Origin of the sequence: Pseudomonas sp. SbOxS1 (assembly GCF_013416725.1) — a bacterium.
GTDB lineage: Bacteria > Pseudomonadota > Gammaproteobacteria > Pseudomonadales > Pseudomonadaceae > Aquipseudomonas.
In genome coordinates this window covers 136,680-163,457 of the sequence record NZ_JAAVXC010000025.1, presented here as the reverse complement: position 1 = coordinate 163,457, position 26,778 = coordinate 136,680, and the positions used below count along the sequence as shown (strand labels likewise).

Sequence of the window (26,778 nt, the reverse complement as noted above, 5' to 3'; positions counted from 1 at the left end):
GGCATTGCTCCGTGGGTCGCCGCGATGGGCCATCCATGGCCCAGCGCGGCTAAACCGGCGTCCTGCCGGTTTACCCACTGCGCAATGCCTGCGTTCGGCCAGCGTGGTTAACGGGGCACCCAGATCAAAAGCCAAAGCGAGGCGGCCTTAAAGCCGACCGGATCTTGCAGATACCCCCAATCCCTGTAGGAGCCAGGCTTGCCGGCGAACCAGGCGCTGCGGTGTGTCTGTTGTACCGCGTTATCGTTCTTCGCCGGCAAGCCTGGCTCCTACAGGGGAAACGCGTACGGTTCCCAATTAGGTCGGCTTTAAGGCCACCTCGCTTTCGCGTTTGATCTTGATCTGGCTTTTGATTTTCTTGCCCCATCGCGGCGGGCCCACGGAGCAGGACCGGAGCGAGGGCATGGCGAGCCTTAGCGAGCCACCGAACGCCAGGGGCAAGAGCCCTTGGTTACTTAGGGCCGGGCGGCGTTCCGTTTTTCCAAGTGACTCGCCGTAAGGGCGAAACCCTAGGTGGCCGTTGCCGCAGGAATGGATATACACCCATTCCAAACATACACCTGCAGCCAACAACCTAAAGTGATTATGCCCCTCTGCGTTCTTTCCTCAGGTCACTGCGGGCGAACGCCGTCAAAAGCATCTTGCAGTAACTGACGGATCGCCGTTGCTTCGATAGGCCGCGGATTCCAGTATGGGTTGGACAGTGCGATGTCAGTGGCGCGGTCCAGATCCGCCTCGGTCAGGCCCAGGTCCTTGAGTCGGGTCGGTGCACCCAGCGAACTGGAAAGATCGAACAGCGCAGCGGCGGGGCTGCAATCCTCCACGTTCAGCGCCCGGCTGATGCGCGACAGTGCTGGCGCAGCGGGCTGGTTGTAGGCGATGGCGTGGGGCAGCACGATGGTGTGGGTTTGTGCATGGGGCAAATTGAAGCTGCCGCCCAGGGTGTGGCACAGCTTGTGGTGCAGCGCCATGCCGACATTGCCCAGCACCGTGCCGCATAGCCAGGCGCCATACAGGCAATCGCCGCGGGCATCGAGGTCAGATGGGCTCTGATGGATTTTTTTCATGCCTTCGGCCAGTGCACGGATGCCTTCCTCGGCCATCAGCGACATGACCGGGTTGCCATCCTGGGCATACAAACCTTCGGCGGCGTGGGCGATGGCGTTCATGCCGCTGGTGATGGACATGTCCAGGGGCAGGCTGACGCTGAGCTCAGGGTCGTAGATCACGGTTTTTGGCAGCACGCGCGGGTCCTTGCCGGTGCGCTTGAGGCCGTTTTCGGTCAGGCCGAATACCGGTGTCATTTCGGAGCCGGCGTAGGTGGTCGGGATCGCCAGGATCGGCAGGCCCGAGTCCATGGCGATGGCCTTGCCCAAGCCTGTGGTCGAGCCACCGCCAATGGCTACCGCACAATCGGCACCCAGTTTGCGTGCGACTTCGCGAGCCTCGCGGGCGGTTTCGATGGGTACATGCATGACGGCCTTGTCGAAAATATCGGCGGCACGACTGCCCAGCAATTGCGCGATGTGCTCAGCCTGGGAACGTTGTTCCGGGGTGCACAGTACCAGCGCCCGTTTGGCGCCCAACCGATCGATTTCCGCTTCCAGTTGTTGCAGCGAGCCCTTGCCGAAAATGACGCGCGACGGTTGGCCGTTATAGATGAAGGGTAGGGTGGACATGGGGCGGTTCTCCGGGGGCAGTTAGAGCGCTGAAGGTTTGGCCATGGGCGTGGGTTGATAAGCGAAAAACTGCCATTGCAGGCCGGCCTTCACCCAGACCGTCAGCGTGCGGTTGTGAATGGTTTTGGCGACGCCATGGGACGTGATGTCGGCTGACATTTCTCCAAAGACGAGGGCGGTATCGCCTGAGCACCGAACTTGATGAATCAGGTGGTCGATGCGGTGATAGACGTAGAGACCGTCTCGGCATTTGCTCAGGTAACTGCTCAAACTGTCCTGGACGCCGTTGGAGTGGATGTAGGTCAACTGCGGGTGGGACAGCCTTTTAAAGGCTGGCAAGTCACCTTGGCGCATGGCCAGGTAACGTTGCGCCTCAAGTTCCTTGATGACAGTGCTGTCGTTATTCATGGGCCCCTCGAACTTCGGTCAGGACAAAGTCGAACGCCAAGGTATGGAACGCTTCGCTGATCAACGTGCCGTCCGGGGCCTGGCCGGGTTCTTGCCGGAGCCATTGCGCGATCAATGAAGGGCGTACGCCAAATACCGCGTCCGAATCCAGATACGGATCGCCTTCGCGAAATACCTGGGTGTTCAAGCGCTGGAAACCTGGGGCGCTGATGTCGAACTGCAAGTGGGCCGGGCGCCATGCATGGCGATTGAGCGATGTCAGCATGTGACCGACAGGCCCGTCGTCAAGGATGGGCTGGCCCTGCGGCACGACGGTCCAGAAATGGTAGTCCCCGGCCTGACCGGCTTGAATCAAGGCCTGGCCGCCGCCCTCGGCGTCGCCGACCGCAGTAGAGATCCGCAGCGTGGCGCCGGGAACGGGATTGCCCTTGACGTCACGAATCACCCCGCGCACATGCAGCCTGGGCCCGACGTGTCCGGTGTTTATATCGGCGCCCAGATCGTGGATCGTCGCGGCCGGCGCCTCCAGCACAGGGAGGGTTGTGGCTTCGGTGCAGCCGGCGGGCTTCCTGTCGTTCTGTGCCAGCACCAGGGTCGACAGCCCCAAGGTGTGGGAAAGCAGCACGAATTCCTGCCGATCCGCAGAGCTGACCTTGCCCGCCTGGGCCAGAAACGCCATCCCTTGTTGCCACTCTTTTTCCGTCAGTTTGATGTCACGAGCAAAGGCATGCAGGTGCTGCACGAGGCTGGTCATGACTTCACACAAGCGCGCGTCCGTGGCACCACTGTTACGCGCCAATACGGCTTGGGTGATGGAGGCTTCGTCCAGATTGCGCATCGTGACTCCAGAATTTTTCAGATTTTTTCACGCCCTGCCGGCACCCGCGGCTACACCGCCAACCGATCTGTTCAGGCCATGGCACTGCACGTTATAGTTCCAAACAGCGCAAAAAAAGTCCGATAAAGAAATTCTTTATTTCATATATGAAAAACTAAAAGACGGAGCACGCGATGGATCGGCTAACCGAACTGGAGCTTTTTGTAACGACGGCCGAGTTGGGCACCTTGAGCAAGGCTGCCGAATTCCTCGGCTTGTCCAATGCGGCGGCGAGTCGACACTTGGTGGCGCTGGAGCAACGACTGAACGTGAGGTTGATCGATCGCAACACTCGCCGGCTGGCGCTGACCCATTCGGGCCACCAGTTCTATACGAGTTGCAAGAGCTTGCTCGGCGAGCTCAAGGAAGCCGAGGCTTCACTGACCGAATCGCTGGTACAGCCGGTTGGCACCCTGACCATCACCTCGTCGATCTCGTTCTGCATGCTGCATATCGCGCCGCTGATCCCGGCGTTTCGCAAGAAGTACCCGCATATCACCGTCAAGGTGCTGGGCGAAAACCGCTATTACGACATCATCGATAGTGAAATCGACCTGGCGATCCGCACCAAGGAATACGAGCCAGACTCCAACATCACCATCCGCCGGCTCGCGGAAACCCGCAGGGTCCTGGCGGCATCACCCGGCTACTTGCAGCGCAAGGGCACGCCCAAGACCATTGAAGACTTGGTCAACCATGACCTGTTGATCTACAGCCATGCCAACCAGCCCAGGGTCATGCGTTTCACCAAAGGCGATGAAGAAGTCGCGATCAAGGTCGATCCCATTCTGGAAACCAACGACGGGCAGATCGTTCGGGCAGCGGCGCTGGCGCATGGCGGCATCCTGGTGCAGCCCAAGTACATCATCAACGCCGACCTGGTGGCGGGGCGCTTGATCCCGGTGCTGGATGAGTGGGACCTGCCTCGCTTGACGATCAACATGGCGTTCCAGAGCCGGCGCTACATGCCGACCAAGCTGCGGGTGTTCATCGACTTCCTGCTCGCCGATTTTGCCGAGCATGAATATGAGCGCTACTGGACGCGCTAGCCGCAGTTTTCCACCAGCCGGAAAACACATTTGCCATATGAACGTTTTTCTTCCGATTCAATGGCAGTAGTCTCATTCCCACTGAGTGCACACATAACTTCAATAAAGGTTGACCTCATGTCCAACAGTCGAACTGCCAGCAGTGCTTCGTCGAAAATTCTCTGGCGTATCGCAGCCATCACCACCATGGGGTCATTGGGATTCGGTTACGACACCGGTGTCATCTCCGGTGCATTGCCCTTCATGTCGCTGGATGCCAGCCAGGGCGGCCTGGGCCTGACCCCGGTCTCGGAAGGTCTGGTGGCGTCTTCCCTGATATTTGGCGGCGCAGTGGGTGCACTGTTCGCCGGTCAGTTGTCCGACCGTTATGGTCGTCTCGGCGTACTCAAGGCCCTGGCCCTGTTGTTTGCATTGGGTGCCCTGGGCACCGCGCTGGCACCGGACATGTGGTCCATGGTCGTCACCCGCTTCATTCTCGGTATCGCCGTCGGCGGTGCATCGTCCACCGTGCCGGTGCTGATCGCCGAGCTGGCGGCGCCCAAGCATCGCGGACGGCTGGTTTGCCAGAGCGAATTGATGATCGTCTCCGGTCAGTGCCTGGCCTACATCGCCAGTGCCGGATTGGCGCACCTGTTCGATAGCCCGACCATCTGGCGCTACATGCTGGCGATCGCCTTGATACCCGCGGCGCTGCTGTACGTTGGCATGCATTTCGTCCCCACTTCGCCACGCTGGCTGGTCAGCAAAGGCCGTGTTGCCGAGGCCAAGACGGTCCTGGCCGGTATTCGTGACACACAGCGTGAGGCAGACCGCGAACTGAAGGAAATCATCTCCCAGTGCAAGGTCGAACAGCGCCATTCCAGTGTGCTCGCCACGCTCAATGAACCCTGGCTGCTCAAGTTGCTCGCCATTGGTATCGGCCTTGGTTTCGTGATCCAGTTCACCGGTGTCAATGCGTTCATGTATTACACGCCGATGATCCTCAAGGAGACGGGGATGGGCATCAATGCCGCGCTGATCGCCACCATTGGCAACGGCGTGATCTCGGTGATCGCCACCCTGATCGGCATGTGGGTGATCAACCGCATGGGCCGGCGTTCGATGCTGTTGTTGGGGCTGACCGTGGTGGTGCTGGCGCAGATCTTCCTCGGTGTGGTGCTCAACTTCATGCCGCACTCGCTGGTGCAAAGCTACCTGGCGCTGTCCGGTGTGCTGGTGTTCCTGTTCTTCATGCAGATGTGCATCGGCCCGGTCTACTGGCTGCTGATGTCGGAACTGTTCCCGACCCACGCCCGTGGCTTGATGAATGGCATTTCAGTGAGCGTATTCTGGATTTTCAACGCCATCGTCGCCTTCGTTTTCCCGGTGCTGCTGAGCGTGATGGGCGGTATGACCTTCTTCCTCTTTGCGGTGGTGAACATCGGCTCGATCGTCTTCTGCACGCTGTGGTTGCCGGAAACCAAAGGGCTGACCCTGGAAGAGATCGAGCAGCAGATGAAGCAACGCTTCAACGGTCGTAAATGGCGTGCTGCCGACGCCCAGGCCTATTGAGAACGACCAGCGCTTGCCGGCAGTCAAACCTGAACAGCCTGCCGGCCTTCAAGAACAATGAAACAAGGACCTCACGTCATGACTGCTCATCTGGATACCGACATCGCCATCGGCGGCCTTTTCGAAGAGGAACACTCCGCCGAGATCGTCAATGCCCGCAACTCGGCCGACGCCAATCCACGGCTGGTCGAGGTCATGTCGGTACTCACCCGGCATCTGCACGCGGCCATCAAGGAAATCGAGCCGACGCACGATGAGTGGTTCAAGGCCATCGAGTTCCTGACCCAGACCGGGCAGATGTGCACCGACTGGCGCCAGGAATACATCCTGCTGTCGGACGTGCTGGGCGCGACCATGCTGGTGGATGCGATCAACCATCGCCGGCCCAAGGGCGCCACGCCCAACACGATCCTCGGTCCTTTCTACGTGGCCGATGCGCCGCGCTACGAGAATGGCGCGAACATCTGCCTGGATGGCAAGGGCGAACCGACGCTGGTCAGCGGTCGGGTGCTCGACACCGCCGGGCGGCCGATTGCCGGTGCAACCCTGGACATCTGGCAAACCAACGATGACGGTTTCTACGACGTGCAGCAAAAAGGCGTACAACCGGATTACAACCTGCGCGGCCTGTTCACCACCGATGCCGACGGCTACTACGCATTCCGCACGGTCAAGCCGCGCCATTACCCGATTCCCGCCGATGGCCCCGTGGGCAAGTTGCTGGGTGATCTGGGTCGCCACCCCAACCGCGCCGCGCATTTGCATTTCATCGTGACCGCCGAAGGTTACGACCAGGTCATCACGCACATCTTCACACCCGATTGCCCGTACTTGCACGAGGACACCGTGTTCGGCGTGAAGAAAGAACTGATCGCCGAGTTCACCACCCAAACCGACCCGCACGTCGCGCAGCGCTATGACTTGCAGGTGCCGTTCCTGGCGGTGAATTGGGACTTTGTCCTGACCCCGGCCTGAACAAAAAACTGTTAGCGACCGTCCTGAAACCACTCACTCAAAAGTGATCGTCATGCCAAATAAAAGTATTGAACTGCTTGCCGCCTACTGGACCCTCGCTGGCGACACATACCCCGGCGCCCCCAGCGAGATCAGTCCGTTCTCCCTGCAAGCGCGTGCCGAAGCGGCGTCGAAAGCCGGCTGGCGCGGCATGGGCCTGGTGCATGCCGACATCCTGCACAACGTTGAGAAACTGGGCATCTCCACCATGCGTAACATCTTCCAGGACAACGGCATCAAGCACCTGGAAGTGGAGTTCCTGACCGACTGGCACCTGGACGGAGAGCGCCGCGCGGCATCGGACAAGATCCGCGACGAACTGCTGGAAGTCGCCGGTGAACTCGGTGCGCGCAGCCTCAAGGTCGCCGGCGGCCTGTTCGAAGACGGCTTGCCCGATGTACCGCGCATGCGTGAAACCTTTGGCCTGTTGTGCGACCGCGCCCAACCCTACGGCGTCAACGTGGTGATCGAGTTCCTGCCGTTTTCCAGCGTGCGCACCATCGATCTCGCGATTGCCGTGGCCGAAGGCGTACGTCCCAACGGCGGCCTCCTGGTCGACACTTGGCATGTGGCCCGCGGCGGCATGAGCTTCGATGAGATCGCCAAGATCCCGCTGGAGTTGATCAAGTCCATCGAGCTGGATGACGCCAACCACGCCATCGTCGAAACCCTGTTCAACGACTCCACGCACCACCGCAAATTGTGCGGCGAAGGCCAGCTGGACGTGCCGGACTTCATCCAGCAAGTGGTCAACGTCGGCTACGACGGGCCCTGGGGCGTCGAACTGATCTCCGCCGAGTTGCGCAAGCTGCCGCTGGAAGTCGCGGCCAAGCGAGCCTTTGAAACAACCATCGCGCAGTTCGAAGGGATCAAGTTCCCGAACTGATGCACCGGATAAACACGCAAATTTTGCTCGTACACAACAACGAACAATAGAGTTTTCAGGAGAAAGACAATGGTAGGTATCGCAGTTCTCGGCGCCGGCCGTATCGGCAAGATTCACGCAGCCAACGTCGCGGCCAGCCCGTTCGCAAAACTGGTGGTGGTAGCCGACCCGTTCGGCAACGCCGCCGAACAATTGGCCGGTGCGCTCGGCGCTGAGGCCATGACCGACTGCGAAGCGGCGATCGATCGCGACGACGTCCAGGCCATCGTCATCGGCACCCCGACCCACACCCATATCAGCCTGATGCTGCGCGCTGTGCGCCAGGGCAAGGCGGTGCTGTGCGAGAAGCCGATCGATCTGGACATGGCCAAGAGCCTGGCCGCCGTCGAAGAAGTGGAACGCCTCAACGGCCGGGTGATGCTGGCGTTCAACCGCCGCTTCGAGACCACCTTCGCAGAAATGCGCGCGGCGATTGAAGCCGGCGATATCGGTGAGGTGCGCCAGGTGATCATCAGCAGTCGCGACCCGGGCCTGGCGCCTGAGGACTATATTGAACATTCCGGTGGCATCTTCCGCGACATGACCATCCATGACCTGGACATCGGCCGTTGGCTGCTGGGCGAGGAACCGGTGGAGCTGACCGCCATCGGCAGCCGCCTGATCGACCCGCAGATGATGGAAAAGTACGACGACTACGACACCGCGATGGTGCAGATGCAGACTGCATCGGGCAAACAGTGCCACATCAACAATTGCCGCCAGGCGGTCTATGGCTACGACCAGCGCATCGAGGTGTTCGGCTCCAAAGGCATGCTGCAAATGGACAACCTGCGCCCGACCACCATCCGTCGCTGGAGCCAGGATGTCACCGACGCTCGCGAGCCGTTGCTGAACTTCTTCCTCGAGCGCTACCAGCAAGCCTACAAGGCCGAACTGGATGCGTACATCGATGCGCTGGTCAAAGGCAGCCCAATGCCGACCACCGTACAGGACGGCCTCAAGGCGCTGAAACTGGCGGATGCGGCCGTCGAATCGGTCAAGACCGGGCGCGCGGTCCGGCTCTGAGCCGAACGTTACTCGCTACTTCGGACAAGAACATCGGGAGAACAACATGTCCTATCAGCTTGAGAGTGGCGCCACCATCGGTGTGGCCTGCCTGGGGATCACCCACCCACACACGTCGGGCCGCGTCAAAGCGTTCAAGCGCATACCGGGCGCGCAGTTCCTGGGTGCCTACGACGACAGTCCGTTGCTTGAACCCTTCTGCGATGCACTGGGTTTGCAGGCGCGCAGCAAGGAAGAAATCCTCGCCGACCCGAACGTGCACGTCGTACTGGTACACCCAAAAAGCTACCTGATGGCCGACTGGGCCATCGAAGCCCTGGAAGCCGGCAAAGCCGTACTCTGCGAGAAGCCGGCAGGCCGTGGCACGATCGATACCACCCGTATCGTCGAAGCCGTCGAGCGCACCGGCGGGTTGTTCCAGGTGGGCTACTGCTGGCGCTACGCGCCGTCGGTGGAAAAGATGCAGCAAGTGCTGCAGAGCGGTGAGATCGGCAAGGTCCTGCAAGTTCGTGCGCATGCCGGCTGCTCCCACGATGAGGCCGACACCAACCACATGAAGCAACCGGGCGACCGCGGTGGTGCCTTCTACGTGATTGGCTGCCACACCATCGACCGTTTGTTGCTGCACTTCGGCATGCCCAAGTCGGTCAATGCGCGGATCACCAAATTCGCCGGGCAGATGAGCGATTCGGCGCGCGAAGACGCAGTGGGCGCGGTCCTCAACTACGATGACAAGTTGATCACCATCGACTTCATGTCCTGGGATCCGATGCCCTGGACCGAGAGCTGGGACATCACGGCCTACGGCACCCACGGGGTGATGCACTCCACGCCGATGCCAGCGTCGTACAAGCTGTATCACGATGGCAAGAACGGCCATCAGCAAGGCTGGACCCACTGGAACGAGAACAGCTTTCCAGAGATCTGGGCGGTGCGCAAAACGGTTTATTCCCCGGAGATCGCCGAGATCGGCAACCCGGTGTATTTCGATCGCGAAGCCGCAGCCTTCGTCCAGTCGTTGCGTACCGGCAGCCCTTCGACCGTGCCCGCCACCCAGGCGCACAACATCAACGTGATTCTCGAAGCGCTGTTCGAGTCCGCTGAATTGAACGGCCAGGAAGTCATCCTGGCCAGGTAATCGGCTACACGCAGTCCCGTAGGCAAACACCCCCAGCCGACTCTGTTTTCAGGGTCGGAAGGGGACCTGCATCCCGAGAAATGCCCACAACAAGAAAAAGAGGTCACCATGCACACGATCATCAAGATTGCCGGCGCAATACTGTTGGGACTGACCGTCAGTGCCTGCGATAAAAGCGCTACCAGCACCAAGGGCACCATTGGCGTGGCCATGCCCTCGAAAACCGAAGCACGCTGGGTGTCGGACGGCAGCAGCATCGTCGACTCGTTGAAGAAGCTCGGCTACGACACCGACCTGCAGTACGCCCAGTACGAAGCACCGACCCAGCTGTCGCAAATCGAAAACATGATGGTCAAGGGCATCACGGGGCTGATCGTCGCGCCGATCGACGGCACGACCATGGCCGATGTGCTCAAGCAGGCCAAGGAAAAAGGCATCAAGGTCATTTCCTATGACCGGCTGATCCGCAACACCAAGGACTTCGACTACTACGTCACCTTCGACAACTACCGCACCGGTGTGCTGCAAGGCCAGTCAATCGTCGACAAGTTGCAACTCCAGCAGGGCAAGGGCCCGTTCAACCTGGAAATCTTCGCCGGCTCCACCGACGACAACAATGCCCACGTGGTGTACGCGGGGGTGATGTCTCAGCTCAAGCCCTACATCGACAGCGGCAAACTGGTGATTCGCAGCGGCCAGCAGGCCATGGAAAAAGTGGCGACGCCCAACTGGGATGGCGCCCAGGCCCAGGCGCGCATGGATAACCTGCTCAGCGCCTTCTACGGCACCGCCCATCTGGACGCCGTGCTGGCGATGAACGACCAGATCGCAACCGGCGTGGTGTCTTCATTGCGCGGCGTGGGTTACGGCACGGGCAAGGCAGCGATGCCGATCGTCACCGGGCAGGACGCCGAGGTGGCCAGCATCAAGTCGATCATTCGCGGCGATCAATCCTCGACCATCTTCAAGGACACCCGCGCCCTCGCCGAGGCCGCTGCGCAGATGATGGACGCCAGCTTGAGCGGCAAGACAGTGGTGGTCAATGACTCCACGTCCTACGACAACGGCGTGATGGTCGTGCCGACTCAACTGCTCACGCCACAACTGGTCGATGGCAACAACTGGCAGAAAGTCCTGGTGGACGACACCAAGTTCTACACCTCGGAGCAGTTGCGCTAAGGCGAACCGTGATGGGTGCGTGCTGGCAGGAGAGAGAAAATGACAAAAACCATTCTCGATATGCGTGATATCCAGAAGAGCTTCGGCCCTGTGAAGGCGCTCAGCCGGGTCAACCTCAAGGTCGGCGATGGTGAAATCCATGCGATCTGCGGTGAAAACGGTGCCGGTAAATCGACCCTGATGAAGATCCTCAGCGGCGTCTATCCCCATGGCAGCTACGCCGGTGAAATTGTCTTCGATGGCTCGCCGAGAACCTTCCAGGGATTGCGCGACAGTGAGGCGCTGGGCATTTGCATCATTCACCAGGAGCTGGCTCTGGTGCCGATGCTGTCGATCACCGAGAACCTGTTTCTCGGCAATGAGATCGCCCGGCATGGCGTAATCGACTGGAACCAGGCGCACCGGCGGGCCCGTGATTTGCTCGCTCGTGTTGGCCTTGATGCAAGCCCCCAGACACTGGTGGGCAAACTCGGCATCGGCCAGCAGCAGATGGTGGAAATCGCCAAGGCGCTGGCCAAGGACGTGCGACTGCTGATCCTTGACGAGCCCACCGCCAGCCTCAACGAAAAAGACAGCGACACCTTGCTCAAGCTGATGCTTGAACTCAAGGGGCGTGGCATTACCTCGATCATCATTTCGCACAAGCTCAACGAGATTGGCCGCGTGGCCGACGAGATCACGGTGATTCGCGACGGCAGCACCGTCGACGTCATCGACTGCCGCGCCGAGCCCATCGATGAAGCTCGGGTCATCCGCTCCATGGTCGGTCGCGAGTTGTCGGATCGCTACCCGGCCCGCGTCAGCGAGATCGGCGACACGCTGTTCGAGGTCGAGGGCTGGTCGGTGGGCGACCCCGAGCGTCCTGGTCGCGACCGCATTCGCAATATCAATTTCCATGTGCGGCGTGGCGAGGTGGTCGGCATCGCGGGGTTGATGGGCTCGGGCCGTACCGAATTCGCCATGAGTGTGTTTGGCCGCACCTACGGCACCAACATTCGCGGCAAGGCTCGCCTGGAAGGGCGGGAAGTCGACCTCGGCACGGTGCGCAAGGCCATCGATCAAGGCCTGGCGTACGCCACCGAAGATCGCAAGGGTGCAGGCCTGGTGTTGGGCGAGAGCATCACGCGCAACACCAGCATGGCCAACCTGGCTGCCGTGTCCAAACGCTGGGTGATGAACGAACTGGCCGAGACCAAAGTGGCCGTCGACTACCAGGCGCGCCTGCGCATTCGCACCCCGGATGTATTGCAGTCGGTGGACAAGCTGTCGGGCGGCAACCAGCAGAAGGTCGTGCTGGGCAAGTGGCTGTTTTCCGATCCCAAGGTGTTGATTCTCGACGAGCCCACCCGCGGCATCGATGTGGGGGCCAAGTACGAGATTTACGGCGTGGTCAATCAAGTCGTCAGCGAGGGCAGGGGGGTCGTGATGATCTCCTCGGAAATGCCCGAGCTGCTGGGGACCTGCGACCGGATTTATGTGATGAACGAAGGGCGCTTTGTCGGCGAGTTTCCGATCGCACAGGCATCGCAGGAAAAAATCATGCACGCAATCATGAAAAATGAGGTGATCCAGTGAGCGAAGTCAGCGTACCTCTCACATCCAAACCAACGGCGCTCACGTCAATCAAGCGTGGCGCTCGGGAATACGGTCTTCTGGCCTCGTTGATCGTCATCATGGTGTTCTTCCAGGTGGCCACCGGCGGGGCGCTGATGCAGCCGCTCAACCTGACCAACCTGTTGTTGCAGAACAGCTACATCGTGGTCATGGCGCTGGGCATGTTGATGGTGATCGTCTGCGGTCACATCGATCTGTCGGTCGGTTCGGTGGTCGGGGTGATCGGGGCGATTGCCGCCGTGCTGATGGTCCAGTATCGAATGGACTTCTTCACCGTCACGATCATCTGCCTGGCCACCGGCGCGCTGATTGGCGCGGCGCAGGGCTATTGGGTCGCGGTCTGGGGCATGCCGTCTTTCATCGTCACCCTGGCGGGCATGCTGATCTTTCGTGGCGCGACCATCGCGATCTCCCAGGGGCAGTCGATCGGTCCGTTCCCTCCGGCCTTTTCAGCGATCAGCTCGGGTTTCATCCCGGACATCTTCGCCCATGAACACCTGCGCATTACCTCCCTGCTAGTGGGCATCGCCGTCGCCGCCGCGTTCTGGGTCGTCGAATACCGTAGTCGCAGACGCACGCTCAAGAGCGGTGGCAACGTCGCCCCCATGGCCCTGTTCGCGCTGAAAAATGGCGTGATCACGGCACTCATCGTGTACTTCTGCTACCTGCTCTCGACGTATCGCGGCATCCCCACGGTGCTGGTGATCATGAGCGTATTGATCGGCGTGTACACCTTCATCATGAACCGTACCGTGATCGGTCGCTGGATCTACGCCGTGGGTGGCAATCTGAAAGCCGCCAAGTTGTCTGGGATCAACACGTCGCGGGTGACCTTCTTTGCCTTCGTCAACATGGGCGTGCTTGCAGCGGTGGCGGGTCTGATTTTCGTTGCCCGGCTCAACAGCGCTACACCACGCGGGGGCTCCGGCTTCGAACTGGATGTGATTGCGGCGGTGTTCATCGGCGGCGCCTCGGCGTCTGGCGGGGTTGGCAAGGTCGTCGGCGTGGTGATCGGCGCCTTCATCATGGGTGTACTCAACAACGGCATGTCGATCATGGGCATCGGTATCGACTATCAGCAGATGATCAAGGGCGCCGTGTTGCTGGCGGCGGTATTTGTGGATGTTTATCAGAAGAGCAAGGTTTGAAATGGCAGGCATGACCGACACTGCAAGGGGAGCGCGATGATCAAGCACATCGTAATGTGGAAAGTGGAGGGCAAGACGGCCGAGGAACACAAGCAGGCCTGCCTGTTCCTCAAGGAGCGTTTCGAAGGACTTGCCGGGCTGATCCCCGGGCTTCTGAAAATCGAGGTGGGTGTGGATTTCAGCCGTATCGACTATGCGTGCGATGTGGTGCTCTACAGTGAATTCGCTTCCCGGGAAGCCCTGGACGCCTACGCTTCTCATCCCGAGCATCTGCGGGTGAAAGGGGAGTTGGGGAACTCACGTATTGCGCGGCATCAGGTTGATTACCGGTCTTCGTAGCGTTTGCGGGTCGCTGTGAAATCATCTTTTTACTGGCAGGGCAGGGGCATGGAGGATGAGTTCATCGCCCAGGCCCCTGGATGGGCTCATATCCGGACTTTGTTTTCCGGCAAGCCGCAGGTGTCCGTTTCGATGGACCACAGCGAGCCGGCGAGCCGATCACCCGGCACGGTGTCATAGCCTGCCGAGGTGATGAACAAGGTGCTCAAGTCCGGGCCGCCGAACGCACAGGTGGTGGGATTGGCGGTTGGCAGTTCAATGAATCGATCCAGTTGCCCGTTCGGCGCGATACGGGCGATGCCATGGCCGCCATAACGACAGTTCCAGATATAGCCATCGCGGTCGATCGCAGAGCCGTCGGGCAGGCCACGTTCGAACCCGGCAAAAAAGCTGCGGCTGGTGCCGGTGATGTCGCCGCTGGCCGAGTCGTATTCGTAGGCGCGGATCTCGTTTTTCAGGGTGTCGGCAAAGTAGAACAAGCTGGCATCCGGGCTCCAGCACAAGGTGTTGGAAATTTCGATGTCCCGCAGTTTCGCCTGCGCCACACCTTCAGGGTCTACGCGGTAAAGCACGCCTGGAGAGCCGCCTCCCGGCTTGCTGGCGCCCTCGGCATCCACATTGTTGAACATGGAGCCTACCCAGAAATTGCCTTGCGGGTCGGCGCGTCCGTCGTTGAATCGGGCAGCGGGCGATTCCGGCAAATGAAAACCATGCTCGGCGCGCTCATCGGTTTGCGGCCACCACCAGATCAGGCGAGAGGCCAGCGAGACCATCAGGCGGTTTTCGTCGGTGGTCAGCGCCAGTGCGGTAACCGGCTCGGTAAACGTCCAGGTCTTGAGTTTCAGCGACGGATAATCCAGCCGGTGAATCAGGAATCGATTGATATCGACCCAGTAAATCGCGTTTTCCGTCGCGGACCAGACCGCACCCTCGCCGCATCGATCGCCCACGGCTGCCAGGCACAACGGTGTTGAAAGCTTCATATCGCGTTCCTTTCCCAATAGAGGTTTGTGAGGGGGCGCATGGTTTTCATGCAGTGGACGTCGCCGGTACAACGGCCTCGAATCACGAGGTCATGGCATGTTGTACCGCGTGGTCTTTCCCGGGTTGAGCACGACCGGCAACTGGATGGTCTGGTTTTCGAACAGGCCTGACTCCAAGCGGCTGAGGATCGCCAGCGCTGCGCTGCGACCGATGGCGTTGGCGTTGGAGGTCACAGTGGTGAGCAGTGGCGTGACGTAATTCCTGAACGAAAAATCGTTGTAGCCGGTGACCTGGATCTGGTTGGGCACACTGACGCCCAGATCATCCAGCGCGCGCAACACCGCGACCGCGATTTGATCGTTCGCGCCGATGATCGCGTCGGGCAATGGCGAGCTGGCGAGGTAACGCGTGACAACCGCCATGGTGCCGAACAGATCCTGTTCGTCACACAACACTTTGGTCAGCGTGCAGGCATCGGTCAGCGCCGAATGGATGCCTTTTTCACGGCGCTCGATGGCCGGCCAATCCCGGGAAGGGGAGACGAACAGGAAGCTGCGCGCTCCGCCATCGATCAAGTGCCTGGTCAGGCGATGGCCGCCGTCGAAGTCGTCCTGGAACACCGAGCAGATGTCTTCGTCCGAATCCTTGAGCGACTCCTGAATCACGATCACCGGCAGGTTGCTGTCGCTGAGCATGGAGTACACCTTCTCGCGCATCTCGACAGGCCCCGAGGCAATCACCACGAAGGCATCGACCCCAATCGGACGCTTGAGCAGTTTCTCCAGGTCGCGCAACTCGCGGCAGCCGGTGACGGTCAGGCCGTAGCCAGGCTCGACCAGTGCGGTGCTCAGGCCCGTAGCGACTTGAGTGGTGAACGGGTCGGCCAGAAAGTTAGGGTCTGGATCGACAATCACCAGGCCGATGGCGAATTCGCGATTGAGCTTGAGGCTCAGGCCACGCCGTTGCGGCTGGTATTTGAGCTGCTTGATGGCGGCCTCGATACGCTCGGTAGCCTGGGTTCCCACCTCGCCCTTGCGCCCGTTCACCACGTATGAAACCGCGGCTGCGGAAACACCGGCCAGCTTGGCAACGTCACGGAGCGAGGGTCTTTTCGACGAAATCATCGTTCGTGTGTTCTTCATTTTTTCCTCTTGACGCTGCAAAACCTTGAGCGTAAAACTAGGGCCATCAGCGACCCGCTGTTTTTTTTCGTAGATGAACTTATACGTTAAAGGAAATCAGCTCGCAACCCACGGCAGATCGACGAACGACGGGCCAAGCCGTTGATTCGAAAGTCTGCAAAAGGGGATGAAATACAGCGCAAAGCGGTGTTGTAGAGCGGATTCAGCGCGTTTTAACAGAGTTAGACTTAATCGTTAAAGTTGAGTGATAATGAACAATAATTCGAACAGCTCACCCAAAAGACTCCGTTCCCAGGAATGGTTCGATAACCCGGATGATCCGGGAATGACCGCCATCTACCTGGAGCGATACCTGAACTACGGCCTGACACGCTCGGAGCTGCAATCGGGCAAGCCGATCATCGGCATTGCGCAATCGGGTTCCGACCTTTCGCCGTGCAACCGCCATCACATCGAGCTGGCCAAGCGGGTGCGCGACGGCATCATCGCGGCGGGCGGCATTCCATTCGAGTTTCCGGTGCATCCGATTCAGGAAACCGGCAAACGCCCCGGCGCTGCACTGGATCGCAACCTGGCGTACCTGGGGTTGGTAGAGTTGCTCTACGGCTACCCAATCGATGGGGTGGTGTTGACCATCGGCTGTGACAAGACCACGCCTGCCATGCTGATGGGCGCGGCGACGGTCGACATTCCCGCCATCGCCTTGTCGGTCGGGCCTATGCTCAATGGCTGGCATCGCGGCGAACGCACCGGTTCCGGCACCATCGTCTGGAAGTCCCGCGAGCGACTTGCCGCGGGGGAGATCAACTACGAGCAGTTCATGCAGGCCGTGGAGTCTTCGGCCACCTCGCCGGGTGTGTGCAACACCATGGGCACCGCCACCACCATGAACTCCCTGGCGGAAGTGCTTGGCATGGAATTGCCTGGTGGCGCCGCCATCCCGGCTGCCTATAGAGAGCGCGGCCAAAACGCCTTTGAAACCGGCAAGCGTATCGTCGACATGGTCAAGGAGGATCTCAAGCCTTCGCAGATCATGACGCGCGAAGCGTTCGAGAATGCCATTGTGGTCAACTCGGCCATCGGCGGTTCGACCAACGCCCCCATTCACTTGAACGCCATTGCCCGTCACGTCGGTGTCAGCCTGACCAACGACGACTGGCAGCGCATCGGCTACGACGTCCCGCTATTGGTCAACCTGCAACCGGTGGGCGAGTACCTGGGCGAGGATTATTTCCGCGCCGGCGGTGTGCCGGCAGTGATCGCCGAGTTGCTGCGGGCGGGGCGCCTGCCGCACCCGGATGCATTGACGGCCAACGGCCTGAGCATCGGCGAGAACTGCAGGGCAGCGGAGAACTTCAGCCCGGACGTGATCCGTTCGTTCGACAACCCGCTCAAGAGCAAGTCCGGTTTTATCAATCTGCGCGGCAACCTGTTCAACAGCGCGATCATGAAAACCAGCGGCATTTCCCCTGAGTTCCGTGAGCGCTACCTGTCCAACCCGCTGGACCCGAATGCGTTCGAAGGCACCGCCGAAGTGTTCGATGGCCCCGAGGACTATCACGCACGCATCGACAACCCGGCCCTGGGCCTCAACGAATCGACCATCCTGATCATGCGCGGCGCCGGCCCGATTGGTTACCCCGGCGCGGCCGAGGTGGTGAACATGCAGCCACCGGCCTACCTGTTGAAGCGCGGCATTCATACGCTGCCGTGCCTGGGTGACGGTCGCCAGTCCGGCACCTCGGGTTCGCCGTCGATCCTCAACGCTTCGCCTGAAGCAGCGGTGGGGGGCACCCTGGCGCTGGTGCGGTCCGGCGACCGGATTCGTATCGACCTGAATAACGGCACGGCAGACGTCTTGCTCAAGGACGATGAATTACAACGCCGTGCCGATGAACTGGCTGCCGCCGGAGGCTATGCGTTTCCCGAAAGCCAGACGCCGTGGCAGGAAATCCAGCGCACCATGGTGTCTCAACTGGATGAAGGAATGGTGCTGATCCCGGCCCTGAAATTCCAGCAGATCAACCGCACCAAAGGCATTCCCAGGAACAACCATTGAGGACCGACAGCGTGGTCATCGGAAGATGAAGCGCGCTTGAAAAACAATAAAGAAACACCCGACGTCAGATCGCGAAGTTCCAGAACAGGTACAAAAACAACAACACCAGACCCCGATCGGGCCTTGCGGCCCGCTCGTTAAAGTTGATGGCTGCCATGGCTTAGTGTCTTGCCTGCGAGCTCTCAGAGCCCAGCGAACGTATGAGGTATAACAATGAAAGACTTCAAGGATTCCTTACCCATCTCACGCCGAAACTTGCTCAAGGCGAGTGCAACGGTGGGGGCCGTGGCACTGCTGGGCGACCTGGTTCCCCTGGCCTACGGCGCGGGTGAGGAAATCACCATATTCACCTGGGAGACCTACCACGATGACGACTGGATCGCGCAATGGACCGCGCAGACCGGCGTCAAGGTCAACGTGATTTACACCGGCTCGGTGGACGAAATGTACGCCAAGCTGCGTTCGGGCGCTGTGGAGGCCGATCTGGTTTACCTGGACGTGGGCTCGATGCCACGCCTGATCGCCGGCAACGTGATCGCGCCGATTGACCCGTCGAAAATCACCGCCGCGTCCAACATTGCCAGCGGCCTCAAGTGGCAGGAACGCTGCACCATCCAGGGCAAGGTCTGGGGCGTTCCGTACAACTGGGGCACGCAGCCGCTGATGTTCAACGCCGACGTGGTCAAGCCAAAACCGGCCACCTGGAAAGTGCTGTGGGACAAGCAATACGAAGGCCGGGTCAACCTGCCGGACGATGCCTATATCACCTTCCAGATGATCGCCCTGAGCATCAAGGCCAAAGACCCGTTCAACCTGACCGATGCGGAGTTCGAGCAGTGCGCGCAGGCCCTTCGCGACTTGCGCCCGCAGTTGCGCACCATCGCTCGCGGTGTTGATGACGCCACCACCATCTACGCCAGTGGCGATGCGGACCTTGGCTATTGCCAGAACATTTCGTCGGTGTTCCAGCTCCAGGGACAAGGCAAGAAATTCGATTTTGCTTTTCCCGACGAAGGCACACCGGCCTGGATCGATTGCGCGATTCTCACCCCGCGCGGTACTGGTAGAAAAGTGGTGTACGACTTCATCAACGACAACCTGTCCCCGCAGTGGCAATCGCGTTTTATCGGTCGTTCGTTGAACAACGGCGTGATCGACTCAAGTGTGGCGCTCAAGGCAGGCATGACCAAGGACGTGTTGGCCAGGACCAACATTCTTGCGGAAGAGGAGCCCGGCTTCTGGGACAAGATGGCGTTCTCGCAGAACCCCGAAAACATTGATCGCCGCCTCGAAATCTGGAATGCGTTCAAGGCCGGCACACTCTAACAAGAAGGGTTCAAGACGATGAAATCCAACTCCGTTTCTGCGATCGCCATGCACAGCGTCGATACCCGGCCGCTGCCGGTCGCACAGGCCAGCGTCGAGCCGATAATCGAGCTTGGCGCGGTCACCAAATCCTATGCCGGGGCTACGGCGCCGGCCCTTCATCCGATGACGCTGTCGGTTCAGCCGGGCGAGTTCTTTTCCATCCTCGGCCCTAGCGGTTCGGGCAAGACCACCACGTTGCGGCTGATCGCCGGCTTCGAAACCCCGGACGCCGGCACGGTGATGCTCGGTGGCAAGGACGTGACTCAGTTGCCACCTGAGAGCCGGGACGTCAACACGGTGTTCCAGAACTATGCGCTGTTCCCGCACCTGACCATCGAGCAGAACGTCGCCTATCCACTGCAGATGAAAAAGGTCAAGGACGCCGAGATCAAGACTCGGGTCAAACAGGCCCTGGAGCTGGTGGAAATGCTCGGCTTCGAGAGCCGCCTGCCGCATCAATTGTCCGGCGGTCAGCGCCAGCGGATTGCCCTGGCCCGTGCGCTGGTCGGCAACCCGAAAGTGTTGTTGCTCGACGAACCGCTGGGTGCGCTGGACCTGCGTCTGCGGCAACAGATGCAGCACGTGTTGACCACCATCCAGGAGCGCCTGGGCATCACCTTCGTCTACGTGACCCATGATCAGGGCGAGGCGCTGTCGATGTCCGATCGTGTGGCGATCATGAACAACGGGCGTATCGAGCAGATCGGCACTCCCGAGGATCTGTACTACACACCGAAGAACAAATTCGTCGCGGGTTTTGTCGGCAAGTCCAACCTGCTGGACGCGCAAATCGTCACCAGCGGTGCCCTGTCGCTGGCCAAGTTCGCCGGCCAGACCGTCGAGCTGCAGCAACCGGCAACCCCTGGCAACGTCAAGCTGGCCATTCGCTGCGAGAGCATCACCGTCTCGCGCACACCGGTCAATGATGGTCGGGTTTGCCTGCCGGCACGGGTCAGCAACGTGTTGTTCCTGGGTAACTGCCTTGAAGTCTGCCTGAAGGGCGAGGGCATCGAACTGCTCGCCAGCATCCCTGCGCAACGGGTACGGACGCTGGCAACCGATGACGCTGTCTACTGCTGTTTCGACCCGGCAGACCTGGTGGTGCTCCATGAATGAGATGACTGCAAACGCGGGCTTCAAGCCCGCCGTGCCTTCCTGGCTGTCGGGCCTGTTGAAGGGCCCTCAGCGCTTGCGCTTGCCCATCTACGCATGGCTGGTGGCGCTGGTGATCATTCCCAATGCGTTGCTGTTGATCACCAGCTTCATGTCCTCGTCAGGGGGCGCGATTGTCTACTCCCCGACGTTGGCCAACTACCAGTCGATCGTCGGATCGATGACCGTTCAGACGCTGATCTTCAAGACGATTGCAGTGGCGCTGGTTTCGACGTTGCTGGCCACGGTGATCGCCTACCCATTGGCGTTCTACATCAGCCGGAACCTGGTGCGCGGCAAGACCGTGGCGGCCTTGATGGTCATCATCCCCCTGTGGATCAGCCTGCTGATGCGGGTGTTCGCCTGGCGGGTGATTCTGGGGGAGAAAGGCATTCTCAATACGGTGCTGCTGGACCTGGGCATTATTGCCAAGCCCAGCTCGCTGTTCCTGTACACGCCGTTTTCGGTGGTGCTGACCTTTACCACCATGGCCATCCCGCTGGTGTTCGTCGCGGCATACGCTGCCATCGAACGCGTGCCGTTCAGCCTGGTGGAGGCGGCCAGGGATAACGGTGCGTCGAAGTTTCGCACCTTCACCTCACTGATCTGGCCGCTGACGCGTCAGGGCACCGGCATCGGCATTGCGCTGGCGTTCTTGATGTCCATCGGCGACTACGTGACGCCCTCCATGGTCGGCGGAATCAACGGCACCATGATCGGCATGGCCATCTCCTCGCAGTTCGGCATGGCGGGCAACTGGCCGCTGGGTGCCGCGATGGCGGTGTACCTGATGCTGCTGGTAACGCTGTTGCTGGGCGGGTTGTTCATGCTGACCCGCACCCGTGGCGTGTTGACGGAAGTCGACGTCGGGGCTGCGCCACAGATCAGCGAATGGTCGCGGTTGAGCAGCGGGCAAAAAGCGTCGCGCGTTGTGAAGAAGGTGCTCTTCGTGCTGCCTTACCTGCTGCTCTATGCACCGTTGCTGGTGATCATGATGTTCTCGTTCAACGACTCGTCGGTGCAGGCCTTGCCGCTCAAGGGCTTCACGATGAAGTGGTACAGCGAGCTGTTGGCCAACACGGCGTTGCTGTCGGCACTGTGGCGCAGTGTCGAGCTGGCGTTGATCACCACCCTGGTCGGCGTGGTCGTGGGCACGGGCTTTGCCTTTGTGTTCGCCTCCTGGCAAGGCCGCGGCGCAGCATTGCTGGAGAACCTCATCGCCTTTCCGCTGGCGGTACCCGGCGTGGTACTGGGGATCTCCATGGTGATGACCGCTTCGTCCATCGGTATCGCACCGGGCATGGGGCGCCTGATTGTCGGTCACCTGGTGTTCGTCATGCCGGTGATCCTGCTGGTCGTGACCGCCCGACTGCGTCGCGTCGACCCAAGCTTCGCCCTGGCTTCCCGGGATCTTGGGGCAGGGCGCCTGGTGACATTCTGGAAGATCCAACTGCCAATGATTCGCGGCGCCATTATCGGTGGCGCATTGCTCGGCTTCACCTTGTCGGTGGATGAGGTTGTGGTGTCGCTGTTCCTAAGCGGGACCGAACCGACCCTGCCGGTGTACGTGTGGAACCAGACCCGTTTCGGCTTCACCCCTTCGGTGAACGCCATCTTCACCTGCATCGGCGTGATCTCGCTGGCGGCAGTGATCGTCGCGCAAAAACTCATCAACGCTTCGCATGCCCGAAGCACCAGCCACTCTTAATCAGGACTGTCGAACATGGCAATTACACAAGCACCTTTTGGCCTTCATCACGAGCAGCAAGTGACGGCCTACACCCTGACCAACGGCAACGGTTGCCGGGCTCGGCTGATCAGCTTCGGTGCCCGTCTGGTGGAAATGCACGCGCCGGACAAGAACGGCAAGCTCGCCGACATCGTCCTGGGGTTCGATACCCTTGAGCCTTATCTCACCACCGACACCTACTTTGGTGCGACCTGCGGCCGCTATGGCAACCGCATCAAGAATGGCCAGTTCGAGCTGGATGGCCAGGCGATCCAGGTGGCGTGCAACGAAGCGCCGAATCACCTGCATGGTGGCGAAAAGGGCCTGGACAAGTACGTGTGGGATGCCTCGGTCGACGAGGCGCAAAACTCGGTGACCTTCAGTCACGTGTCGAAAAAAGACGATGCCGGTTTTCCCGGTGAGCTGCTGCTCAAGGCCAAATACACGCTGACCGAAGACAACCGCCTGCTGATCACCATGTCCGGCATCACCGATGAAACCACTATCCTGAACATGGTTCATCACTCGTACTGGAACGTCGCTGGGCATGACACCGGCACCGTGGTCGAGCAGATGCTCACCGTCGAAGGCGACTTCTATACCCCGGTCGGCGATCAGTTGCTGGCCACCGGTGAAGTGCTCTCGGTGGCGGGAACCCCGTTCGATTTTCGCAGCGCCAAGTTGATCGGCCAGGACATCGGCAATGTCGCCAATGGCGGGGTGGGGCACTTGACCGTCAGCGAACTGGGTGGCGGTTACGACCACAACTGGGTACTGCGTGGTGCCAGCCCGGCGTTGCACCCGGTGGCCACCTTGTGGGACCCGGTGTCTGGTCGCGGTATTCACCTGAAATCCACCGAGCCTGGCGTGCAGATCTACACCGGCGGTTACCTGAGCGCAGCGGTCATAGGCAAGGGCAACAAGCCTTATTGCACCTATGCCGGCCTGACCTTCGAAACGCAGAAATTCCCGGATTCGCCGAACTTCGCCCACTTCCCGACCACACGTCTGGCGCCGGGCGAAACCTACTGCCACGAAATGGAAATCCAGTTTTTTGCCCGGGAGATCTGAGTCATGGCTCAAGCAGAAAAATTTGACGTGGCGATCATCGGCGCCGGGCACAACGGCCTGGTGTGCGCCAACTACCTGGCCCGCGCCGGTCTCAAGGTGGTGGTGCTCGAAGCCCGGGACGTGGTCGGCGGCGCCTGTGTCAGTGAAGAGCTGATCGAAGGGGCACAGTGGTCTTCCTGCGCGTTCATCCAGGGCATGTTGCGCCCGGAGATCATCGAAGATCTTGAACTGGCCAAGTACGGCCTGGTGTCCAGGTCACCCGATGTACAGGGCTTTGCCTTGTGGGAAGACGGCGATCACCTGTTCCTGTCCAAGGACCTGGACAAGACCATCGCCTCGATCGAAAAACACAGCAAGGGCGATGGCGAGAACTTCCTGAGATTTGCGTCGCGCATGAAGCGCTTCGGCGATGTGACCCGTGACGTGTTGCTGTCAGAGCCTCCGAGCCGCTCCGAGTTTCTCAAGCTGTTCGAAGACGAGAACGAGCAGGAATTGCTCAAGGATTTCGTCTTCTCCTCGGCGGGCGATCTGACGCGCAAATACGTCAAGTCCGAACGCTTGCAGGCTTACCTGATGTTCCTCGGCATGGTCTCGACATGGGGTGGTCCTTCGACGCCCGGCACTGCGTATGTGTATGGCTACCACGCCCAGGGCGAGTTCGACGGCATCATCGGTCGCTGGGGCATTCCGGTCGGCGGCATGGGTGCGATTACCCAGGCGCTGGCAGCCGGGGCGCGTGCCCATGGCGCGGTGATCCGCACGGGCGTGCCGGTTGCCAACGTCATCGTGCGCGGCGGTCAGGCCGTGGGTGTGGCGCTGGTAAATGGTGAAGTCTTCGAAGCCGACACCGTGGTGTCCAATGCCGATCCGAAACGCTCGCTGACGCGTTTTCTCGACCGCAAAGTGCTGCCGGAAAAACACTTCAAGGCGGCTGAGAATATTGATCAGCGCGGCTCCATGGGGCGTATCCACCTGCTCATCGACGAACTGCCCAAGTACGTGGGGTTCAACAGCGCCGAACCGGGTCCCGAGCACATGGCGCACACCATTCTCGGCGCCACGGAAGAGCGGTATGAGAAGGCCTTCGAAGCACAGCGCAAGGGTGAGTTCGCCGATGAATACGTCATCGAGTTGCTGATCCATTCGGTCACCGATGCCAGCGTGGCCCGCACCGGGCAACACACCTTGACCCTGGGCGTGCAGCAGTTGCCGTACCACCTGGCCAACGGCACCTGGGACGACCACAAGGAAGCCTGGGCCGATGGGGTGGTCAAGACGTTGCTCAAATACGCGCCAAACCTCGCCGGGCACATTATCGGTCGCCATGTGATCACGCCGCTGGATCTTGAGCGCGAATACAACCTCACCGGGGGCAATATCTTCCAGGCCTCCATGGTCGGTCTGGATCAACTGATGGACGCCCGCCCGATGTTTGACGCGGGGCACTACCGCACGCCGGTCGAGCATTACTACCTGTGCGGCGCCGGTACTCATCCGGGCGGTGGCGTCACGGGTGCGCCAGGACACAATGCCGCGATGCGGATCATGGCCGACCTGCGCGGTGAGCACGACGTGCGCCAGGTGCGCACCCGGGCCGGCGGCAAGACCTTTGCCGACAGCCTGATGGAGACCGGGATCGGGCAGAAACTTGGCTATCAGATTGCCAAATCAAAAGGCCTGCGGATGCTGACGCGTCAATTTTCCAAGGCCAAACGCTGAGTCTTCAGCACACATGAAACGCTATCGATAACGATTGTGGAGGATGTAGTAGTGGAACGTGAAATCATGAAAAACGGCGCTCGTTACCCGAGCCTGCAGGACAAAGTGGTGTTCATTACCGGTGGTGCCTCGGGCATCGGTCGCAGCCTGGTGGAGCACTTTCACGACCAGGGTTGCAAGGTGGCGTTCGTCGACATCAGCGAGGCCGCCGGCCGCGACCTGGCTGAGGAACTGGGCGGGAAGGGCGGCTACAAACCGCATTTCGAAGCCTGCGACCTGCGCGACGTAGAACAGTTGGAGTCGATCATCGCCAGGGTCGGCCAGACGCTCGGTCCGATCACCGCGCTGGTCAACAACGCCGGCAACGATGACCGTCATCCACTGCAGGATGTGACTTCGCAATATTTCGATGACCGCCTCTCGGTCAACCTCAAGCACCAACTGTTCGCGGCCAAGGCGGTGGCGCCGCAGATGAAGGCGGTCGGTGGCGGCACGATCATCAACTTCAGTTCCATCACCTGGACTGTCGCCGATGGCGACTGCGTGTGCTACGTCACCGCGAAATCCGCGGTGGTGGGCCTGACCCGCGCCCTGGCCACCGAACTGGGCGTGGACAACATTCGCGTCAACGCCATCGCCCCGGGTTGGGTCATGACCGAGCGGCAGGTATCGCTGTGGCTGGACGACAAGGGCCGCCAGCAGATTCACGACCGCCAGGCACTCAAGAGCCTGCTGTATTCGCCGGACATCGCGCGCATGGCCTTGTGGCTGGCGGCGGACGACAGCCGGATGTGCTCCAAACAGACCTTCGTCGTCGACGGCGGCTGGATCTAGGCAGTGAAACGATGAACCAAACCTCAACAAAAAAAATCAGTCGGGAAATAACCATGTTTGACTTCAAGCAACTCTCCAAAGAACTGTATTCGGCCGTGCTCTCCGATGTCATGGATGATCTGGGGCTGACCAGCCAGGCCATGCGTCCGTTCGTGCGTCCGGTGGACGATCAACTGGTGATGATGGGGCGCGTGCGCACCGGGCTGTTCGTCGACACCTATTCGGTGCGCGAGGGCGAAAACCCTTATGCCGTGGAAATCGCCCTGCTGGACGACCTGAAGCCGGGCGAGGTGCCAGTGCTGGCCTGCAACGGGCCGACCAACCGCATCGCGCCCTGGGGTGAATTGTTGACCACGGCTTCTAAAGCCCGTGGCGCGGTGGGTTGCGTCACCGATGGCCTGGTGCGGGATGTGCGCCACATCAAGGCGCTGCAATTTCCGGTGTTCCATGGTGGTATCGGCCCACTGGACAGCCGTGGTCGCGCACGCATGACGGAGATGGATACGCCGGTTGAGTGCGGCGGCGTCAAGGTGCGTTCGGGCGATATCATTTTTGGTGACATCGACGGTGTGGTGATCATTCCGCAGGAACGTGCGGCTGAGGTCATCGAACTGGCGCGTATCAAGGTCAACAGCGAAAACAACACCCGAGACGAACTGCGCGAAGGCAAATTCCTGCGCGATGTCTACGAAAAATACGGCGTGCTGTAACCCCCTGTGAAGCTCACTACTCATTGGAAAGAGGGTCAAGACTCTCGCGGTTTTTCAATGGGT

The 26,778-nt window shown here is 60.4% G+C and carries 23 protein-coding genes; 18 read left to right on the top strand and 5 right to left on the bottom strand.

Annotation, left to right across the window (positions count from 1 at the left end):
- Nucleotides 1–611: 611 nt before the first annotated feature.
- From HFK74_RS20945 to HFK74_RS20935, 3 genes are read right to left on the bottom strand one after another with little or no spacing between them, the layout of a single operon-like run.
- Nucleotides 612–1,679: a maleylacetate reductase gene (locus HFK74_RS20945; protein WP_180205161.1), complete on the bottom strand. Its 1,068-nt coding sequence runs from the start codon at nt 1,677–1,679 to the stop codon at nt 612–614.
- A gap of 21 nt (nt 1,680–1,700) precedes the next feature.
- A complete protein-coding gene (locus tag HFK74_RS20940) occupies nt 1,701–2,087 on the bottom strand; it encodes a nuclear transport factor 2 family protein (RefSeq protein ID WP_180205160.1) in 387 nt (128 codons plus the stop codon).
- The gene (locus HFK74_RS20935; RefSeq protein WP_180205159.1) at nt 2,080–2,925 is read right to left on the bottom strand and encodes a dioxygenase; all 846 of its coding nucleotides are present in this window, start codon (nt 2,923–2,925) and stop codon (nt 2,080–2,082) included. The genes HFK74_RS20940 and HFK74_RS20935 overlap by 8 nt, the downstream gene beginning before the upstream one ends.
- 173 nt (nt 2,926–3,098) lie before the next feature.
- Here HFK74_RS20935 and HFK74_RS20930 point away from each other — a divergent pair, with 173 nt between their 5' ends.
- The 10 genes from HFK74_RS20930 to HFK74_RS20885 all read left to right on the top strand — a co-directional run bounded on the left by HFK74_RS20930 (nt 3,099) and on the right by HFK74_RS20885 (nt 13,947).
- Entirely contained in the window at nt 3,099–4,013 is a 915-nt protein-coding gene (locus HFK74_RS20930) for a LysR family transcriptional regulator (protein ID WP_180205158.1), read from the top strand.
- A 117-nt stretch (nt 4,014–4,130) separates the two neighbouring features.
- A complete protein-coding gene (locus HFK74_RS20925; RefSeq protein ID WP_180205157.1) occupies nt 4,131–5,564 on the top strand; it encodes a sugar porter family MFS transporter in 1,434 nt (477 codons plus the stop codon).
- Nucleotides 5,565–5,642: 78 nt separating this feature from the next.
- Nucleotides 5,643–6,539, top strand: a complete 897-nt coding sequence (locus HFK74_RS20920; protein ID WP_180205156.1) for an intradiol ring-cleavage dioxygenase — start codon at nt 5,643–5,645, stop codon at nt 6,537–6,539.
- A gap of 52 nt (nt 6,540–6,591) precedes the next feature.
- Entirely contained in the window at nt 6,592–7,464 is an 873-nt protein-coding gene (locus HFK74_RS20915) for a sugar phosphate isomerase/epimerase (protein ID WP_180205155.1), read from the top strand.
- Between the two features lie 69 nt (nt 7,465–7,533).
- Nucleotides 7,534–8,529 carry an inositol 2-dehydrogenase gene (gene iolG / locus HFK74_RS20910; protein ID WP_180205154.1) on the top strand — a complete coding sequence of 332 codons (996 nt, stop codon included), beginning with the start codon at nt 7,534–7,536 and terminating at the stop codon, nt 8,527–8,529.
- A gap of 46 nt (nt 8,530–8,575) precedes the next feature.
- The gene (locus HFK74_RS20905) at nt 8,576–9,667 is read left to right on the top strand and encodes a Gfo/Idh/MocA family protein (RefSeq protein WP_180205153.1); all 1,092 of its coding nucleotides are present in this window, start codon (nt 8,576–8,578) and stop codon (nt 9,665–9,667) included.
- A gap of 108 nt (nt 9,668–9,775) precedes the next feature.
- Nucleotides 9,776–10,846: a multiple monosaccharide ABC transporter substrate-binding protein gene (chvE, locus tag HFK74_RS20900; protein ID WP_180205152.1), complete on the top strand. Its 1,071-nt coding sequence runs from the start codon at nt 9,776–9,778 to the stop codon at nt 10,844–10,846.
- A 39-nt stretch (nt 10,847–10,885) separates the two neighbouring features.
- A complete protein-coding gene (mmsA, locus tag HFK74_RS20895; RefSeq protein WP_180205151.1) occupies nt 10,886–12,421 on the top strand; it encodes a multiple monosaccharide ABC transporter ATP-binding protein in 1,536 nt (511 codons plus the stop codon).
- Nucleotides 12,418–13,608 carry a multiple monosaccharide ABC transporter permease gene (mmsB, locus tag HFK74_RS20890; protein WP_180205150.1) on the top strand — a complete coding sequence of 397 codons (1,191 nt, stop codon included), beginning with the start codon at nt 12,418–12,420 and terminating at the stop codon, nt 13,606–13,608. The genes mmsA and mmsB overlap by 4 nt, the downstream gene beginning before the upstream one ends.
- A 36-nt stretch (nt 13,609–13,644) precedes the next feature.
- The gene (locus tag HFK74_RS20885; protein ID WP_180205149.1) at nt 13,645–13,947 is read left to right on the top strand and encodes a Dabb family protein; all 303 of its coding nucleotides are present in this window, start codon (nt 13,645–13,647) and stop codon (nt 13,945–13,947) included.
- Nucleotides 13,948–14,033: 86 nt separating this feature from the next.
- Here the strand turns inward: HFK74_RS20885 and HFK74_RS20880 are convergent, their stop codons facing one another.
- Both HFK74_RS20880 and HFK74_RS20875 read right to left on the bottom strand, forming a co-directional pair.
- On the bottom strand, nt 14,034–14,930 hold the full coding sequence (locus tag HFK74_RS20880; protein WP_180205148.1) for an SMP-30/gluconolactonase/LRE family protein: 897 nt from the start codon (nt 14,928–14,930) through the stop codon (nt 14,034–14,036).
- 90 nt (nt 14,931–15,020) lie between these two features.
- Nucleotides 15,021–16,073 carry a LacI family DNA-binding transcriptional regulator gene (locus tag HFK74_RS20875; RefSeq protein WP_180205147.1) on the bottom strand — a complete coding sequence of 351 codons (1,053 nt, stop codon included), beginning with the start codon at nt 16,071–16,073 and terminating at the stop codon, nt 15,021–15,023.
- Between the two features lie 250 nt (nt 16,074–16,323).
- On the opposite strand from HFK74_RS20875, the gene HFK74_RS20870 reads away from it, so the two are divergent.
- From HFK74_RS20870 to HFK74_RS20835, 8 genes are all read left to right on the top strand, one after another.
- Complete coding sequence (locus HFK74_RS20870; protein WP_180205146.1) at nt 16,324–18,132, top strand: IlvD/Edd family dehydratase; 1,809 nt, start codon at nt 16,324–16,326, stop codon at nt 18,130–18,132.
- 213 nt (nt 18,133–18,345) lie between these two features.
- Nucleotides 18,346–19,458 (top strand): substrate-binding domain-containing protein, encoded by a 1,113-nt coding sequence (locus HFK74_RS20865; RefSeq protein ID WP_180205145.1) that lies wholly within the window; start codon nt 18,346–18,348, stop codon nt 19,456–19,458.
- A gap of 18 nt (nt 19,459–19,476) precedes the next feature.
- Nucleotides 19,477–20,616, top strand: a complete 1,140-nt coding sequence (locus HFK74_RS20860; protein WP_218953760.1) for an ABC transporter ATP-binding protein — start codon at nt 19,477–19,479, stop codon at nt 20,614–20,616.
- Complete coding sequence (locus HFK74_RS20855; protein ID WP_180205144.1) at nt 20,609–22,360, top strand: ABC transporter permease subunit; 1,752 nt, start codon at nt 20,609–20,611, stop codon at nt 22,358–22,360. The genes HFK74_RS20860 and HFK74_RS20855 overlap by 8 nt, the downstream gene beginning before the upstream one ends.
- Nucleotides 22,361–22,375: 15 nt before the next feature.
- The gene (locus HFK74_RS20850) at nt 22,376–23,452 is read left to right on the top strand and encodes an aldose epimerase family protein (RefSeq protein WP_180205143.1); all 1,077 of its coding nucleotides are present in this window, start codon (nt 22,376–22,378) and stop codon (nt 23,450–23,452) included.
- Nucleotides 23,453–23,455: 3 nt separating this feature from the next.
- A complete protein-coding gene (locus HFK74_RS20845; protein WP_180205142.1) occupies nt 23,456–25,171 on the top strand; it encodes an NAD(P)/FAD-dependent oxidoreductase in 1,716 nt (571 codons plus the stop codon).
- A gap of 51 nt (nt 25,172–25,222) precedes the next feature.
- A complete protein-coding gene (locus tag HFK74_RS20840) occupies nt 25,223–26,005 on the top strand; it encodes an SDR family NAD(P)-dependent oxidoreductase (protein WP_368738172.1) in 783 nt (260 codons plus the stop codon).
- 53 nt (nt 26,006–26,058) lie between these two features.
- Entirely contained in the window at nt 26,059–26,715 is a 657-nt protein-coding gene (locus HFK74_RS20835) for an RraA family protein (RefSeq protein WP_180205141.1), read from the top strand.
- The last annotated feature ends 63 nt before the right edge of the window (nt 26,716–26,778 follow it).